Below are 16,541 nucleotides of genomic sequence, written 5' to 3'. Positions count from 1 at the left end.
TCCGGAGCTGTCCGGGACAGCCATCGGTGAGAGGGTGTTTCGCCCGCGAACGCGCGCACAGGGGAGAGCAGTGACCGCGAACGACGAGATCGACACCAGCAGGCCCCATCCGGCACGGGTCTACGACTACTGGCTGAACGGCAAGAGCCACTACGAAGCGGACGCGGCCGCCGCGGAACGAGTCACGCGCGTATGGCCTGGAGTCGTGCTCGGCGCCCGCCTCAACCGCGAGTTCATGCACCGGGTGACGCACTGGCTGGCCGAAGAGGCCGGTGTGCGGCAGTTCCTGGACATCGGCTCCGGGATACCGACGGAACCCAACCTCCACCAGGTCGCCCAGGCCGTCGCCCCGGAGAGCCGGATCGTCTACGCGGACAACGACCCCATCGTGCTGCGCCTCGCTCGGGACCTGCTGACCAGTACGCCGCAGGGACGTACGGCCTATCTGCACGCCGACGTCACCGAGCCCGAGACCATCCTGGCCGCCCGCGAGCTGCGGGAAACGCTCGACATGGACCGCCCGGTGGCGCTCTCCCTGGTCGCTCTGCTGCACTTCATCACCGACGAGCGTGGCGCTTATGACATCGTTCGCACTCTCATGGACGCGCTGCCGTCCGGCAGCTATCTGGTCGTCTCCCACGCCACCGCCGACTTCGACCCGGATCTGCTGACGCGCGTCGCCGAGGCATACCAGTCGACGGTCGCGGAGGGGCAGATCCGCTCCAGCTCGGAAGTGAGCCGCTTCTTCGAGGGGCTGGAACTCGTCGACCCGGGCGTCGTCGTCGCGCACCGCTGGCGGCCCGCCGGCGGTGAGGCGCAACCGGAGATCACCGACGCGGAGTTCCCTGTCTACGGCGGCGTCGCACGCAAGCCCTGATCCCGAGCCCTGGTCCCGCCGGCGGCCGGCCGGAGCGCGGGCGGCGCATGCTTCGAACTGCCGGGGGTAACTGCTGGCCAGACAGTACTGACGCCCTCCGGGGGTGCGAGCAGGTGCGGAACTTTCTGAACGGAACGAGGGGAAGGAAGCAGGCGGCATCGGCCGGGCCGAAGCGGCCCGCGGGGAAGCCGGCGTCCGCCGGAAGGCAGCCAGCCGACGGGAAGCAGCCCTCGACGAGCAAGCCGAAGCGCCCTGCTGCGAAGCAGCAGACGAAGCAACAGACGAAGCAGCAGGCGAAGAAGCAAGGTGCGGGGAAGAAGCGGGCACCGGCGAAGAAGCAGGCGGCGGGGGCAGCGCGAGCTCCGGCGAAGAGGCAAGGCGCTGCGAAGAGGGCGCCGTCCGGGAAGAAGGCGGCAACGCGTAAACAGCCGCCGGCCCGGAGGCAGCCCGCCTCGGGCGCCCTTGACGACGCTCTCACGCGGCACCGACTGCCCCTCGTCTGGCGTGTGTTGATTCTGCTGGCGGCGTTCGCCGCGATGGTGGGCTTCGCCGTCGTCCTGTCGAAGCTGACGCTGGGGCCCTCGGCCGCGTCCGAGTCGCTCGTCCACAGCAACCTCCGTCCCGGCGACTCGATCCGCGCGTACCTCGCGCAGCCGGCCCTCCGCGACGCTCTCAAGCAGTTGGGCGGCAATATCGTGCTCGGCATGCCCTTCGGCGCGCTGCTGCCGGCACTGGTGCCGCCGACCCGGGGTCTGCTGCGGGTGATGGCGGCCACCGCGCTGGTCATGCTGCTGGTCGAGCTGGTTCAGGGAGCCCTGGTCCAGGGCCGGGCCTTCGACATCGACGACGTCATCCTCAACACCACCGGCGCCATGCTCGGTTATCTGATCCTCGGGCGGCGTCTGGGCCGTGCCGTGCATCCGCAACGGCGCCACTGGTGGCACCGCAAGGCGAAGAGCGGCACGTCACGGAGCGCGTCACCGCAGAGCACGCGGACGTGAACACGCGGACATGAGCACGCGGACGTCAACTCCTGGGCGTGAGGCGCGTATCGGCGTGCGTCGGCCTGACGCGCCGAACCCGGCCCGCGCGGACGCGATCCGCACCCCGGAGAGCGACCGCTTTCAGAGCGCGAAGACCCGGTCCACGAAGTCGTTGGCGAATACGCGCCCGGGGTCGCGCTCCCGTACCAACTGCCGGAAGTCCCCGGCCCGTTCGTACAGCGACGCGATCCGCTCCGGTTCCATGGCGATGAGCTTGCCCCAATGAGGCCGTGCCCCCAGCGGCAGCAGCCGCTCCTCGACGGCGGCCACCACCGGCAGCACCGCCTCCGTGTCCTTGACCCAGGTGAAGTGGAAGGCCACGCAGTCGCGCTCCCAGGCCGGGCTCAGCCACAGGTCGTCGGCGGCGACGGTACGCACCTCGGAGATCTGGAGCACCGGTGCGATGCGCTTTCCGAGCGCGCGCAGTTCGGCCAGCGCCTCCGGGGCCGCGCCGCGGGGCAGCAGCAGCTCGGACTGCAACTCCTCGCCGTTGCTGGGCGTGAAGTCCGGCCGGAAGTGCGGAAGCCGCGCGTACCACGGGCCCGGCACTCCGAGCTGCTCGGTGCAGTGCGTTGCCGGGATGCCCGGAATCGGGTGGTGGGCGGCGTCGGCAGGTGTCTCGCCCTCCCACCCCGGCGGCCTGACGCTGCCGTCCCGTTCGGTGGTGCGGCGCTTGACCCAGACACGTGCCTCGCCGCTGCGGTAGTCGGTGAACGCGCTGACGCTGTAGGCGCTTGAGAAGATCTCCCCGAATCGTGCGGCGACCTCCGTGAGGGGGACGCCGGTGTAGATGTGCTGGGAGACCTCGAAGGTGGGCTCCACGCTGAGCGTGAGCCGCGTGACGATGCCCAGGGCGCCCAGCGCGACCACCGTGCCGGGGAAGCGCTCCGGGTCGCTCTCGCGGCTCAGCAGCGACAACGCGCCGTCCGCGCCCACGACTTCCATCGCCGTCACCGCCGCGGCGAGGCACTTCTCCGAGTCGCCGGAGCCGTGCGTGGCCGTCGCGCAGCAGCCCGCGACCGAAATATGCGGCAGCGAGGCCATGTTGGCCAGGGCGTATCCGCTCGCGTGCAGCAGGGTGGCCACCTCGCCGTACCGCATGCCCGCGGACACGGTGACGGTGGCGGCCTCCTCGTCGACGTCCACGAGGCGCGGGAGGCCGTCGAGGCGCACCAGGTCGCCGCTGGTGTCGGCGACGCGGTTGAAGGAATGGCCGCTGCCGAGCGCCCGCACACGGTCCGCGGAGCCGACGATGTGCTGCAACTCCTCGACGGACTCGGGACGTTGGACGCTCCGTGCGCCGAAGACGGTGTTGCCCGCCCAGTTTCGGGCGGGAAGGCCGGATGTCAGACCGGATGCAGGCATGTGCGTTCCTGAACGTCGGGCTCGGTGCGGGCTGTTGGGGTGCGGAATCCGGCCCGAGGGGGATCAGCGAGCCCGTTCCGCGTCCGGATTCGATCGGGTTGCGCGGTCTGCCGCCCGTAGGGAAACATTTTCGGCCTCCGGGATTGGCCGAACCACGCCACACAACGTACATTCCATCCCTTGTGCAACTTGCGCAACGGTCCCCCTCCCAGTGACCCGGTGGCGGGGACTGGACAGGGGCATGTGCGGGAATGAGGACGGACAGTGCCGTGGAAACGTACCCCTCGCGCAGCGCGAGGAGGAGTGGACCGGAGCGGACACATGGTCACCGTGGCGCGACCAATGCGTTCACAGCACGGGGAGCTGAGGCATGCGCATCACTGAGATTCCGGGCGGCCCGCCCGACCGCCGCATCCCGGACCGGCCCGCAGGGCCCGCCGTGCCCCGCCTGGTGCTGGGGGAGCGGCTGCGCAGACTGCGGGAGGCGCAGTACATATCCCGCAAGGAGGCCGGGGAGGCCATCAAGACCTCGGACGTGACCATCGCCCAACTGGAGCGCGGTTGCAGCGGATTCCGCGAGCGGGACGTGGCGGACCTGCTGACCATCTACGGCATCACCGACGCGACCGAACACGCCACCCTCCAGGCCCTGGCCGTGCAGACCAACGCCCCCGGCTGGTGGCACGCCTACCACGACGTGGTGCCGGACTGGTTCCACACCTACCTCGGGCTGGAGCAGGCCGCGGGCGTCATCCGTACCTACGAGGTCCAGTTCGTCCCCGGGCTGCTCCAGACACCCGAGTACGCCCGTGCCGTCGTCGAGCTCGGACACCCCAACGGCCCCGAGTCGAGGATCCGCCGCCGGGTCGAGCTGCGCATGCTGCGCCAGCGCATCCTGCACTGCGCGAAGCCGCCGCACCTGTGGGCCGTCATCGACGAGGCCGCGCTGCGCCGCGGCGTCGGCGGACCCGAAACGATGCGCGGCCAGCTGGAACACCTCATCGCCGCCTGCGAACTGCCTCACGTCACGATCCACATCATGCCGTTCGCGGCAGGCGGCCACGCCGCCGCCGGCGGACCCGTGACGCTGCTGCGGCTGCCCGAGCGCGAACTGCCCGACGTGATCTACCTGGAGCAGCTCATCGGCGCCACGTACCCCGCCGAGCGTGAGGAAGTCGACTACTACCGGCACGTGATCGACCGGCTGGTGACCGGCGCCGCCCCGGCACAGCAGACCCGCTCGCTGCTGCTGGGCATGCTCGGCGAACTCTGAGGCGACCCGCACCGCGCCCGCGGGAAACACGGGTGTGTGCCGCCCCCGCGTCTTAAAGGACACGCGCTTCACGGACACGTGCCTCACGGACGCCTGAGCTGCGCCCCCGCGCCCGAGGCGGGCCGCGCCCGCGCGGGCCTGATCTCGTCGGTGAGGCCGCGCCACCAGGGTGCGGCGGGCAGCGCGGGCGACGACGGCTCGAAGCTGCCGCCCGGCACGGGCAGCGCAGCCCGTACGCCGGTCTCCGCCGCGGCGGCCAGGACGCGCTCGCCGGGCTCGGCCCACGGGTGCGGCGCGAGGTTGAAGGTGCCCCAGTGGATCGGCAGCATCGCACCGGCGGCGCCCGTCAGATCGAGGTGGGCGCGCAGCCCGTCCTCCGGCGTCATGTGGATGTCCGGCCAGAACTCGCTGTACGCGCCGACCTGGATCATCGTGGCGTCGAACGGCCCGTACTCGGCGCCGATCTCGGCGAAGCCGGGGAAGTAGCCCGTGTCGCCGCTGTGGAAGATCCGGTGCTCCGGGCCCGTCACCACCCAGGACGCCCACAGGGTGCGCTGCTTGTTGCGCAGCCCCCTGCCGCAGAAGTGACGGGCGGGCGTGGCCGTCAGCCGCAGCCCGGCGATCTCCGTCGACTCGTGCCAGTCCAGCTCGCGGAAGCGCTCCTGCGGCACGCCCCACCTCTCCAGGTGAGCGCCGACCCCGAGCGTCACGGCGAACGGCACGTCGCTCGCGGTCAGCTCACGGATGGTGGGCAGATCCAGGTGGTCGTAGTGGTCGTGCGAGATGACGACGGCGTCGAGCCGGCCGAGAGCGGCGAGCGGCACGGGAGCGTCATGCAGGCGACGGGGCCCGATGAACGAGAACGGCGAACAGCGCATGCCCCACACCGGGTCGAACAGCACACGCCTGCCGTCGATCTCCGCGAGCACGGTGGCATGCCCGAGCCATGTCAGACGCAGCCCCGAGGCGGGCGGCGAGCTCAGCTCGGGGCGGGAGACGGGGATCGGGCCGGTGGGTCTGCGCCCCTCACGTCTGAGCAGGGCGCGCAGCATCTCGCGTCTGCCCCGCACCGCGGTGGGCGTCGTGCCCGCGGGCAGGGGGTTGCGGAACGCGCCCGCCTCCGCGTCGTAGTTCGGCGACCGCTCGATGCGGGCCAGCCGCTCGCCCGAGGGCTCCGCGCCGAAGGAGAGGGGGTCGAAGCCGAGTACGCCGCTCATGGAGTTCTCCCGTTCTGACGAATGCCAGCACAACGCCGCCCGGTGCCCGGTTTGTTCCCCGGCGATGAGTTCCCCGGGCCCGGCCGGTCGTCACATGGGACCGGCGGAAGTCCGGAATCCGGCAAGCGCGGGGACGGGAGCGTGTGGAGGGTGACGACGATGTTCGATCTGGGGCCGCAGGCCCGCGAGGTGAAGGCACTGCTCGACGGAGTGAGCGACGACGACCTCGCCGGGCCGACTCCGTGCCCGGAGTATTCGGTACGTGAGCTGCTGGCCCATCTGCTGGGCCTGAGCTGGGCGTTCACACACGCCGCTCACAAGGACCTCGGAGCGGCGACGGACCAGAATCCCGGCGCCTCCCTGCCGCAGCTCCCGGACGACTGGCGCAGCCGGCTGCCCGTACAGCTCGACGAGCTCGCGGAGGCCTGGCTCGGCGAGTCGGCATGGGAGGGGGAGACGCGAGCCGGCGGCGTCACGCTGCCCGGCGCCGTCGCGGGCGTGGTCGCATCCAACGAACTCCTCCTGCACGGGTGGGACCTGGCCCGTGCCACGGGGCAGCAGTACCGCGGCGCCCCCGAGAGCCTGAAGGCCTCGATCGCCATGCTCTCGGCGCCGGAGGCCCTGGAGCAGCGGGACGCGATCTTCGGCCCCGTCGTCGAGGTGCCCGCGGACGCGCCGCTCCTGGACCGCGCGGTCGCGCTCGGCGGGCGCCGCCCGGACTGGAGCCCGTCAGCCCGCTGAGGTCCTGCTCAGGTCCTGCCGTGCTCTCTGCGCGTCCCGGCGTCTCGTTGACGCTGTCCGGCGCAGGGTGGCATCGTTCCCACATGGGATCGATGCCACCGCGCGCGGTCCCGGAAGGGAAGCGCAGTGGGGCTCCGCATCTGTGACGACGTCTTCCTGTACGAGGACACCTGTCACGTCTACGTCCTGCGCGACCGGGACAGCCGGGAGGCGGTGCTCGTCGACTTCGGCAGCGGCGACGTGCTGGACCACCTGGACGACCTCGGCGTGGAGCGCGTCACGGACGTGCTCGTCACCCACCATCACCGTGACCAGGTGCAGGGCCTCGCGCGCGCCGTCGCCGCCGGCATCCGGATCTGGGTGCCGCCCGTCGAAGCCGGGCTGATCGCGGACGTCGACGAGCACTGGCGCACCCGTCCCCTCGACAACAGCTACGACGTGCGACAGGACCGCTACTCGCTGCTGGAGCAGGTGCCCGTCACCGGCACCGTCGCCGAGTACCGCACCGTTCGGTACGGGCCGTTCGACATCTACACGCACCCGCTGCCCGGCCACACCGTGGGCTCCGTGGGGTACTTCGCCGACATCGGCGGACGGCGCCTCGCCTTCACCGGCGACCTCATTCACGGCGAGGGCCGCGTATGGTCGCTGGCCGCGACCCAGTGGGCCTACACCGGGTTCCACGAGACGGCCGGCATGGAAGGCGTCGCCGCGACCGTGCTCTCCTGCATGCAGGTGCTGGATCTGGAGCCCGAACTGCTCCTCCCCTCACACGGCGATCCGGTCACCGATCCGCCGGCCGCCGTGGCCCGCGCGCGGGCGGCGCTCCAGGAGCTGCTCGACATGCGCCGGCGCACCCCATGGGATCCGGAGGAGAGACTCCGCAGCCCATGGACGCGGATCACCCCGCACCTGCTGCGCAACACCACCAGCATGGCCAACTCCTACGCCCTGCTGTCCGAGCACGGCAGCGCCCTGCTGCTCGACTTCGGCTACGACCAGACCACCGGCCTTGCCGGCGGCAGCGACCGCTCCTCGCGGCGGCCGCTGCTCGCCTCCATCGAGGCGCTGCGCCGCGACCACGGCATCGACCGTGTCGAGGTCGCGCTGCCGACGCACTACCACGACGACCACGTCGCCGGGTTCAACCTGCTGCGCGAAGTGCACGGCACCCAGGTGTACTCGCCGTCCCACATCGCGCCGGTCCTGCACTCGCCCGAGCGCTGGGATCTGCCGTGCCTGTGGTACGACCCGATCCCCGTCGACCGCGAACTGCCCGCGGACGGCCGGCCGTTGCGCTGGCGCGAGTACGAGATCGGGGTCCACGAACTGCCCGGGCACACCCTCTACGCCGCCGCGTACTCCTTCACCGCCGACGGGCGTTCCGTCATCGCCACGGGCGACCAGCAGAGCACCGAATGGGAACCCGGCATCCGCCCCGAGCTGCTCAACTACCAGTACCGCAACCGGTTCCGGATCGACGACTTCGTACGCAGTGCCGAGCTGTACCGGAGACTGCGGCCGGAGTTGATGATCAGCGGCCACTGGGCGCCCTTCGAAGTCGGCGACGACTACCTGGACATGCTGCTGTCCGAAGGCGAGAGGCTCGCCCGGCTCCACCGCGAACTGCTGCCGCGCGACGTCGACTTGGGCGCCGAGGGGTTCGCGGCACGCATCGACCCGTACCGCAGTGCGGTGGCGCCCGGCGGCATGGTCACCCTCGATGCCGCCGTCCTCAATCCCTTCCCGGTGCGGGAGACGGCGGAGGTGACGCTGTGCGCGCCCCGCGGCTGGGAGGCCGAACCGGCCGCGCTGGGGCTGGAGATCCCGCCGCACGGCGAGGCCGTCGCGCACTTCCGTCTGCGCGTGCCCGGCAATGCCCCGCGGGCCGAACGGCGGCGCGTGGCCGTCGATGTGACGGTCGGCCGCATGCGGCTGGGCCAGCAGGCGGAGGCGCTGGTGAGCGTGCGGTGAGCCGGGAGGCGGCCGGGCATGTGCGAACGGACTCAGGAGCGGATTCACCCGCGAAGGCTGGGGGAGAGGTCCGAGCGGGCTCAGGAGGACAGGTACGAGAGGATGTACGGGCCGAGCTCCGGCCCGACGGGTCCGTCGAAGTCACCGCCTCCGCCTATGTGTTGACCGTCGCCGCCGACGGGCTGACGGCCCTGGTCCGCGCCCGCGATCCCCGTTGCGGCCGCGGCCCGTCCGCCGGGACGGCGGCAGAGGCGCCCGTCGTCCTCCAACTGCCGGGCGTGGTGGACCGTTCGGGAGCCTACGACGAGACGCTGTCCGTCTCCCCGCCGCACTTGGAGAGCGGCGGCCCCCACCCGTACCCCCGCATCACGGTCGTCCGCCGCAGCTCCGCATGGCGGCACGCGCTCACCCGTATCGACTGCACACCGCGAGGGCCGCAGCTGCGGTGGGAGGTCACCGGCGCCGGGGCGGTGACCGAGGTGCTGCCCTTCGCCGTACGTGCCGCGCTCGGCGGGCGCGGCAGCGGCCTGCGCCCCAGCGGACACGACTGGCGCACCCTGTTCACCCCCAACCCGGGCCCGCCGCGCAGGCTGACGCGCGGCGCCGGGGAGAGCGCCGTCATCGGCGCGTACGGAGACGCGCGTCCCGGCCGGGGCCACTGGTTCTTCACGCCCGCGCCCCTCTGCCTCGCCCTCACGCACGACGCGCTCCCGGACGACGCCGGCCCGGACGGCACCGGCCCGGACGGCGCCGGCCCGGGCACGGGCGGATCCCCGGTGCGGAACTGGTGGACGATCGGCGTGGGCGCCCCCGTCCGCACCCTCACCTTCACGCAACTCGCGTACGTCCCCTCCGACCAGGGCTTCCACCTGCGGCTGGAGTACGAGGGCCACACCCGCACCGGGAGCGCTCCCGACCTTCCCTCCGGCACCGGCACCGGCACCGGCACCTTCACCACGCCCGCCGTGCTCGTCTCACCCGGGCACCCCGATCCGTACGCGGGTCTGCGGGCGCATCGCGACTGGCTCGCGGACCACGGCTGGGCGGCGACCGGCGAGCGCACCGACTCGCCCTCCGCGCGGCCGAGTTGGTGGCGGGAACCCATGTTCTGCGGCTGGGGCGCCCAGATGGCCCGTGCGCGCGAGACCGGGCGCTCCGCTCCGGAGCTGAGCACGGCCGAGGAGTACGACGCGCATCTGGCACACCTGGCTGCGCACGGCCTCATCCCGGGCACCGTCGTCATCGACGACAAGTGGCAAGCGGCGTACGGGTCTTGGGAACCCGATCCGGTCAAGTGGCCCGATCTGCGCGGCTGGATCGGCGAGCGGCACGCGGCCGGGCAGAGGGTGCTGCTGTGGTGGCGGGCGTGGGCCACCGAAGGCGTGCCGGACGAACTGTGCGTACGCACCCCCGACGGGCACCCCGTTGCCCTCGATCCGGACCACCCGGGCGCACGGCGGCTGCTCGCCGGCAACATCTCGCGGCTGCTCACGCCCTCGCCCCGGGGGCTCGGCGCCGACGGACTGAAGATCGACTTCACCGCGGACACCCCCTCGGGCGCGGGTCTCACCTCGCACGGCCCGCACTGGGGCGTCGCGCTGCTGCACCGCCAACTCGCCGTCATCCGCGCCGCCGCGAAGCGGGCGAAGCCCGATGCGCTGATCGTCACGCACACGCCCCATCCGGCGTTCGCCGACGTCACCGATATGATCCGGCTCAACGACATGCTGCGTCTCGACGATCCCGACCCGTACGCGCCGATCGTGCCCCAGATGCGTCTGCGGGCAGCCGTCGCAGCCGCCTCCTGCCCCGGGCTGCTCGTCGACACCGACGACTGGTGCGCTCCCGACCGCGAACAGTGGCGGGCATACTGCGCCGTGAAACACGAACTGGGCGTGCCCGCCCTGTATGTGGCCTCGCATCTGGACCGCACGGGCGAGCCGCTGGAGGAGGGGGACTACGCCGCGCTGCGGGCGTCGTGGGCGCGCTGGCGGGACGGCGGCGGTGGTGGCGACGGCGGAGCGGGAGAGGGCGGCGGGGCGGCGCCGGCGGAGAGCGGCTGAGGAAGCGGAGCTGAGAGAAGAGCACATGGGCAACGCACGCGTACGCAACGGCGGCAGACGTGCCCGCGTCACGCTGCACGAGGTCGCCGAGGAGGCGGGCACCTCGCGCTCGACGGCCTCACGCGCCCTCGGCGGTCACGGCTACGTCGCCGAACACATCAGGGAGCGGGTGCGCGCCGCCGCCGAGCGGCTCGGATATGTGCCGGACGTCTCCGCCCGTACGCTCAAGGGCCGCTCCAGCAGGGTGATCGGGCTGCTGGTCTCGGATCTGCGCAACCAGTTCTACGCACAGCTCGCGGCGGGCGTCGAGAAGACCCTCTCTGCGGCCGGATACCAGGTGGTGCTCGTCGACGACCACGGCAGCGAGGAGCGGTCGGCGGACGGTGCGCGCGCATTCCTCGCGATGCGTGCCGACGGCGTACTCCTCGCGCCCGTGGGCCGTCCGGCGACCGAGGTGCTGGTGGAACACGGCACGCCCGTCGTCGAGGTGGACAGGCGCTCGGGCGTCCGTGGCTGCGACGCGGTCGCCATCGACAGCGAGAGCGGAACCCGGGCGGCGGTCGCACATCTGCTGGAGCTCGGCCACCGCGAGATCGCTCTCGTCGTGGACGAGACGAAGTGGGCGACGGGCAAGGACCGGCTCAAGGGGTACCGCGCCGCGCTGCGCGAGGCGGGCGTCCCGTACTCGCGCAAGCGTGTCCTGGATCTGGGGTTCGGGGGCGGTACGGGCGAAGGCCGGACGGACGCTGGTCCTGACGCCGACGTCGAGGGGGAGGACGAGGGGGAACGGGAGGGCGTGGCCGAGGTCGGCGCGCTGCTGGACGCCAACCCCGGTGTGACCGCGCTCTTCGCCGCGAACAACGTCGTGGCCGAACTCGTCTGGCAGGTGCTCAAGCAGCGGGGCCACGCCGTGCCCGGTGACTACTCGGTGGTCTCCTTCGACGACCAGACGTGGATGCGCATGGTCGAGCCCAAACTGACGGCGGTACGGCAACCCGTGTACGAAATGGGCAGCCGCGCTGCCGCGTTGCTCCTCGAGCGCGTCGACAGCGGCCCCGCCCGCGCCGAAACCCACATCCTCCAGCCGGACTTGGTCGTGCGCGGCTCGACCGCGGCGCCGTCGGGGTCGCCCTCCCCGTCGCCGTAGCCCTCCGGCCCCGAGAACCCCCGGGCCACCCCTGCCAGAACCAGGCTCACACACCCGTTCCGTCCGATCCATTGACGGGGTCGGAGGGTGTGGTTACGTTCTCATGTGGCATCGATGCCACATCGGGTCACGGCGGCCCGCAGCGGTGTCGAGTCCCATGCCGAACCGGCCCCCCACGCCCGCATCCCCTCCCGTCACGCCGTGTCGGCCACATGCTCGAAGGAGAGAACATGGCGGCACCACCAGGGCGATCCCGTCATCGCACACCGGCGCGCGCATCACAGCGGCCGCGGCTCCGTCAGCAGGCCCGTCTCCGTCCGCGGCCCGGGTTCCGTGCGCGGCGTCCGCGCACCACGCGCGGGGTGGCCGCGGCCGCCGCCGTGCTCGTACTGCTCCCGCTCGCCGCGTGCGGCGGGGTGAGCGTGGCCGACAACCGGTCCGGCACCTTCACCACGATGGGGTTCGGTCTGGGGGACGCCATCGCCACGTCCCGCATCGACGACGCCCGCAAGGCGCTCGCGCCGAAGGGGATGGAACTCCAGATCAACGAGGGCGCGTTCGACGAGCAGCAGTTCCTCTCGGCCGTCGCCGCCGGGGACCCGCCCGACGTGGTGAACATGGACCGCTCTCTGATCGGCGGCTATGCGGCGCGCGGCGCCCTGCTGCCGCTCACCGGCTGTCTCCGCAAGGAGCACATAGACCTCGGCGAGTATCAGGACTCGGCGCTCCAGGAGACCAAGCTGGACGGAAAGGTCTACGCGATGCCGGACAGCTTCGACAGCCGCATCCTCCTCATGGACGCGTCCGTGCTGAAGAAGGGCGGCTTCGAGGCGTCCGACACCGATGTGGACACCTCCGACCACAAGGGACTGCGCAAGCTCACCGACGAGTTGAAGCGGCGGCAGGGCGGCAAGCTCACCCGCATCGGCTTCGACCCGAAGATCCCCGAGTTCTTCCCGATGTGGGTACGGGCCAACGGCGGCTCGCTCATCAGTGACGACGGGAAGACGGCGCGGCTGGACAGCGAGCCCGTGGTGGAGGCCCTCACGTACACGACCGGGCTCATCGAAGCGCAGGGCGGCTGGGGCAGGTTCAAGGCGCTGCGCGACTCCTTCGACCAGTTCGGCAAGGGCAATCAGCTCGTCAAGCACCAGGTGGGCGCCTATCCCATGGAGGACTGGTACGTCGCCGTGCTCGGCGACACCTCACCCCAGGTGGATCTCGGCAGCGGCTACGTCAAGGACCGCGAGGGCAAGCCCGTCAACTACGTGTCCGGCACCGGCTGGGCGATCCCCAAGGGCAGCAAGCACGTCGACGAGGCCTGCACCTTCATCAAGACCATGACCTCGACCCGGGCCTGGGTGAAGGCCGCCAAGGCGAAGGCGAAGGAGATCCGCTCGCACGACGCCTACTACACCGGCGACTTCACCGGCAACCGCGAGGCGGACCGCCTCATCGAGACGACGGTGTGGAAGCCGACCGGGAAGAAGTCCTTCGACGACGCGACGCGGCGGCTCTACGACATCCAGGACGACGGCTTCGCCATCCCGGCCAACGCCGCCGGCTCGGAGTTCAAGCAGGCCTGGCAGGACGCCTGCAACCGGGTGCTCTCCGGCGACCAGACGCCGAAGCAGGCACTGGAGCAGGCCCAGCAGGAGGCACAGAGCGCCCTCGACATCAGCAACCAGGGGCGGAAGTGATGACCGTGCCGAGCCCAACCACCACCGTCTCCGGCAGGCCTGGCGCTTCCGCCACGCCGTCCCCGACTCGCGGCACCGGTACGGCCGACGGCGGCCGGGCCCTGCGTGCCCGCCGCTGGCGCGAGTCGTGGCGCAGGCGGGAGACCCGCGCGGCATACGGGTTCCTCTCGCCGTGGATCTTCGGCTTCGTCGTGCTCACGGCGGGCCCCATGATCGCCACGCTCTGGCTCTCGTTCACCAACTACGACGGCATCACCGCGCCGCGCGGCGTCGGATTCGACAACTACGAGCAGCTCTTCGCGGACCCGTCCGTCGCCAAGTCCCTCATGAACACGCTGGTGTTCACGGCGCTGCGCGTGCCGCTGTCGATGGCCGCCGCGCTCGCCCTCGCCATGCTGCTGCTGCGCGTGGGCCGTGCCACGGGGTTCTTCCGCACGCTGTTCTATCTGCCGGTGATGACTCCGTCGGTCGCCGTCGGCATCCTCTTCCTGCTCCTCTTCAACGGCAACGTCGGCCTCATCAACACCGTGCTCGGCTTCGTGGGCATCGACGGACCCAGCTGGACCACGGACGGCGACTGGATCAAGCCGGGTCTGGTGCTGACGAGCCTGTGGTCGGTCGGTTCGACCGTCATCATCTATCTGGCGGCGCTCAAGAACGTCCCGCAGGAGCTGTACGAGGCGGCGGAGATCGACGGCGTCAGCCGCCGGCAGGCGTTCGTCCACGTGACGCTGCCGCAGATCTCGGGCGCGCTGTTCTTCACGCTCATCGTCAACACCATCGCCTCGCTCCAGACGTTCACCGAGGCCTACACCGCGTTCTTCGGCTCCTCCAACGCGCAGACGTACAGCAACGACGCGGCTCTGTTCTACGTCGTGCACCTCTTCCAGCAGGCGTTCCAGTACATGCACCTGGGCTACGCCTCCGCCCTGGCCTGGCTGCTCTTCCTGGTGATCCTCGTGATCACCCTGATCCAGGCGAAGTTCAGCAAGCGGTTCATCTACTACGAGGGTGACGAGCGATGACACAGCTGACGACGCCGCCCGGGGACACGCCCTCCGTCGCGTCCCCCTCCTCGTCCCCTCCCGGCGGGGGTACGGCCGCCCCCCGGCGCGCGGCCCGCCCGGGCCGGGTGCGGCATCCGCGGGAGACGGCCGGGCCGGCCGGACGCACGGTGCGCCTCGTCGGTCTCGCCGCGCTCTCCGTGATCTTCATCTATCCGTTCCTGTGGCTGATCAGCGCGTCGCTGAAGCCGTCGGAGAGCGTCTTCGACAACGTGCTGATCCCGCACGTCTTCCAGTGGGAGAACTACACCGGCATCTGGGACGAGGTGCCGCTGCTGACCTGGGTCGGCAACAGCGCGGTGGTCACGCTCGCCGCGGCGACCACCGTCACCATCAGCAGCGCCGTCGTCGCCTTCGGCTTCGCCTACTTCCGCTTCCCCGGCAGGAACGTGCTGTTCGGGCTCGTCATCTCGACGATGATGCTGCCCGCGGTGGTGCTGATGATCCCGCAGTACCTGGTGTGGAACTGGCTGCACCTGGCGAGCAGCCAGATCCCGCTGTGGGCGCCGAACCTCTTCGGCAGCGCCTTCTACATCTTCCTGCTGCGGCAGTTCTTCCTCGGCCTGCCCCGTGACTTGTTCGAGGCGGCGCGCATCGACGGGGCGAGCTACTGGGGGATGTTCTGGAGGATCGCCCTGCCGCTGTGCAAGCCCGCGCTCGTGGTCACCTTCATCTTCGAGGTGCACGCGTCCTGGACGGACCTCGTGCGGCCGCTGGTGTACCTGCGCGACCCGCAGCTGTACACGGTGCCCCGCGGACTCAAGGCGGTGCTCGACCAGTTCGGGGAAGGGGGCGAGATGCGCTGGGAGGTGGTGGCCGCCGCCAGCGTCATCGTCACCGTACCCATGATCATCGCGTTCTTCATCTGTCAGAAGCACTTCGTCGAGGGCATCGCCACACAGGGACGGAAGGGTTGACGGCGTCGGAGCAGCAGCACAGCGACCCCGCCCGGCACAGCGCGACGGCCGGGCGGCCGGCCGTGCTCGCTCTGGACATCGGAGGCACCAAACTCGCGGCGGGAGTCGTACGTTCGGACGGCGCCGTGCTGTCGTACGAGACCTGCCCGACCGGCGTCACGGACGGCCCCGCGGCCGGGCTCGACCGCCTCTTCGCCCTCGCACGGGCGGCGCTCGCGGGGCAGCCCCCGGGGCAGCAGCTGCTGGGCACCGGCATCGGCTGCGGCGGCCCCCTCGACTCGGTGCGGGGACGGCTGATCTCGCCGCCGCATCTGCCCGGCTGGACGGACATCCCGCTCACGAGCCTCGCGGAGGACGCCTTCGGGATGCCCGCCGTGCTGGACAACGACGGCACCGCCGGCGCGGCGGGGGAGTGGCGCTTCGGCGCGGGGCGCGGCACACGCCACCTGCTCTACCTGACGATCTCCACCGGCATCGGCGGCGGCATGGTCGTCGACGGCCGCACCTACCGGGGCGCGGCGGGCAACGGGGGCGAGCCGGGCCACGTCACCGTCCGCTCGGACGGGCGCCGCTGCGCCAGCTGCGGGCGCGCGGGCTGTCTGGAGGCGTACGCGTCCGGCACGTCCATAGCCGAACGCGCCCTGGAAGCGGCCGAGTCGGCGACCCGCGACGGCGAGGCGACGACCCTCGCCGGCCGGGAGACGCTGACGGCCGCCGAAGTCGCGCAGGCCGTGCGGGACGGCGATCCGGTGGCGTGCCGGGTATGGCAGGAGACGACGGAGACGCTCGGCAGCGGACTCGTCTCCCTCGTCAACCTCTTCGAACCGGGGCTCGTCGTGCTCGGAGGCGGTGTGTTGCGGTCGGGTGATCTGCTGCTCTCGCCGCTGCGCGAGAGCGTCGCCCGGCTCGCCATGGGACCGGCCGCCGCGGCCGCCCGCATCGTCCCGGCGGCCGGGGGCGAGCAGGCAGGGCTTCTCGGAGCGGCAGCCATCGCCTTCGAACGTCTGCCGCAGCAGCCCGCACCGGCGGACGGGGCCGACCGCACCGACCGCACTCCTCTGACCCGCGAACTGTGAACCGTGGCCCGCGAATTGGGCCCGCCCCTCGGGCCGTGAACTGCGACCCGTGAGTTGTGACCGTGAACGCGCCGAACGTGGAGC

General features: G+C 71.5%; 13 protein-coding genes. 11 read left to right on the top strand and 2 right to left on the bottom strand.

Annotated features, from left to right (window positions below; all coding sequences use genetic code 11):
• Positions 1–70: 70 nt before the first annotated feature.
• Positions 71–877 (top strand): SAM-dependent methyltransferase, encoded by an 807-nt coding sequence (locus QQM67_RS13960; protein WP_314174121.1) that lies wholly within the window; start codon positions 71–73, stop codon positions 875–877.
• Between the two features lie 506 nt (positions 878–1,383).
• A complete protein-coding gene (locus QQM67_RS13955; RefSeq protein WP_314174120.1) occupies positions 1,384–1,878 on the top strand; it encodes a VanZ family protein in 495 nt (164 codons plus the stop codon).
• A 123-nt stretch (positions 1,879–2,001) separates the two neighbouring features.
• Here QQM67_RS13955 and QQM67_RS13950 read toward each other — a convergent pair whose 3' ends face one another.
• Entirely contained in the window at positions 2,002–3,285 is a 1,284-nt protein-coding gene (locus QQM67_RS13950) for an FAD-binding protein (protein ID WP_314174118.1), read from the bottom strand.
• Between the two features lie 370 nt (positions 3,286–3,655).
• Between QQM67_RS13950 and QQM67_RS13945 the strand changes: the two genes are divergently transcribed.
• Positions 3,656–4,558: a helix-turn-helix domain-containing protein gene (locus QQM67_RS13945; protein ID WP_314174117.1), complete on the top strand. Its 903-nt coding sequence runs from the start codon at positions 3,656–3,658 to the stop codon at positions 4,556–4,558.
• A gap of 83 nt (positions 4,559–4,641) precedes the next feature.
• On the opposite strand, the gene QQM67_RS13940 is transcribed toward QQM67_RS13945, so the two are convergent.
• Entirely contained in the window at positions 4,642–5,775 is a 1,134-nt protein-coding gene (locus tag QQM67_RS13940) for an MBL fold metallo-hydrolase (RefSeq protein WP_314174116.1), read from the bottom strand.
• Positions 5,776–5,934: 159 nt separating this feature from the next.
• Between QQM67_RS13940 and QQM67_RS13935 the strand changes: the two genes are divergently transcribed.
• The 8 genes from QQM67_RS13935 to QQM67_RS13900 all read left to right on the top strand — a co-directional run bounded on the left by QQM67_RS13935 (position 5,935) and on the right by QQM67_RS13900 (position 16,457).
• Positions 5,935–6,516, top strand: a complete 582-nt coding sequence (locus tag QQM67_RS13935) for a TIGR03086 family metal-binding protein (protein WP_314174477.1) — start codon at positions 5,935–5,937, stop codon at positions 6,514–6,516.
• Between the two features lie 126 nt (positions 6,517–6,642).
• The gene (locus QQM67_RS13930; RefSeq protein ID WP_314174115.1) at positions 6,643–8,490 is read left to right on the top strand and encodes an MBL fold metallo-hydrolase; all 1,848 of its coding nucleotides are present in this window, start codon (positions 6,643–6,645) and stop codon (positions 8,488–8,490) included.
• A gap of 161 nt (positions 8,491–8,651) precedes the next feature.
• A complete protein-coding gene (locus QQM67_RS13925; RefSeq protein ID WP_314174114.1) occupies positions 8,652–10,553 on the top strand; it encodes an alpha-amylase family protein in 1,902 nt (633 codons plus the stop codon).
• Between the two features lie 25 nt (positions 10,554–10,578).
• Positions 10,579–11,700 (top strand): LacI family DNA-binding transcriptional regulator, encoded by a 1,122-nt coding sequence (locus tag QQM67_RS13920; RefSeq protein ID WP_314174113.1) that lies wholly within the window; start codon positions 10,579–10,581, stop codon positions 11,698–11,700.
• A gap of 362 nt (positions 11,701–12,062) precedes the next feature.
• On the top strand, positions 12,063–13,400 hold the full coding sequence (locus QQM67_RS13915) for an extracellular solute-binding protein (protein ID WP_314174112.1): 1,338 nt from the start codon (positions 12,063–12,065) through the stop codon (positions 13,398–13,400).
• A complete protein-coding gene (locus tag QQM67_RS13910) occupies positions 13,400–14,425 on the top strand; it encodes a carbohydrate ABC transporter permease (protein ID WP_314174111.1) in 1,026 nt (341 codons plus the stop codon). Before QQM67_RS13915 ends, QQM67_RS13910 begins: the two co-directional genes overlap by 1 nt.
• Positions 14,422–15,381 carry a carbohydrate ABC transporter permease gene (locus tag QQM67_RS13905; protein ID WP_314174110.1) on the top strand — a complete coding sequence of 320 codons (960 nt, stop codon included), beginning with the start codon at positions 14,422–14,424 and terminating at the stop codon, positions 15,379–15,381. Before QQM67_RS13910 ends, QQM67_RS13905 begins: the two co-directional genes overlap by 4 nt.
• Positions 15,378–16,457: an ROK family protein gene (locus QQM67_RS13900; protein ID WP_314174109.1), complete on the top strand. Its 1,080-nt coding sequence runs from the start codon at positions 15,378–15,380 to the stop codon at positions 16,455–16,457. The genes QQM67_RS13905 and QQM67_RS13900 overlap by 4 nt, the downstream gene beginning before the upstream one ends.
• Positions 16,458–16,541: the final 84 nt, after the last annotated feature.

It is taken from the genome of Streptomyces winkii (assembly GCF_032248595.1).
Lineage (GTDB): Bacteria > Actinomycetota > Actinomycetes > Streptomycetales > Streptomycetaceae > Streptomyces > Streptomyces winkii.
The sequence above is the reverse complement of the archived record's forward strand: the minus strand, read 5'-3'. Positions and strand labels throughout refer to the sequence as shown.

Coding starts and splice junctions, on each gene's coding strand:
- QQM67_RS13950 (WP_314174118.1), bottom strand. CDS start 3,285: ATGCCTGCATCCGGTCTGACATCCGGCCTTCCCGCCCGAAACTGGGCG.
- QQM67_RS13945 (WP_314174117.1), top strand. CDS start 3,656: ATGCGCATCACTGAGATTCCGGGCGGCCCGCCCGACCGCCGCATCCCG.
- QQM67_RS13940 (WP_314174116.1), bottom strand. CDS start 5,775: ATGAGCGGCGTACTCGGCTTCGACCCCCTCTCCTTCGGCGCGGAGCCC.
- QQM67_RS13935 (WP_314174477.1), top strand. CDS start 5,935: ATGTTCGATCTGGGGCCGCAGGCCCGCGAGGTGAAGGCACTGCTCGAC.
- QQM67_RS13920 (WP_314174113.1), top strand. CDS start 10,579: ATGGGCAACGCACGCGTACGCAACGGCGGCAGACGTGCCCGCGTCACG.
- QQM67_RS13910 (WP_314174111.1), top strand. CDS start 13,400: ATGACCGTGCCGAGCCCAACCACCACCGTCTCCGGCAGGCCTGGCGCT.
- QQM67_RS13905 (WP_314174110.1), top strand. CDS start 14,422: ATGACACAGCTGACGACGCCGCCCGGGGACACGCCCTCCGTCGCGTCC.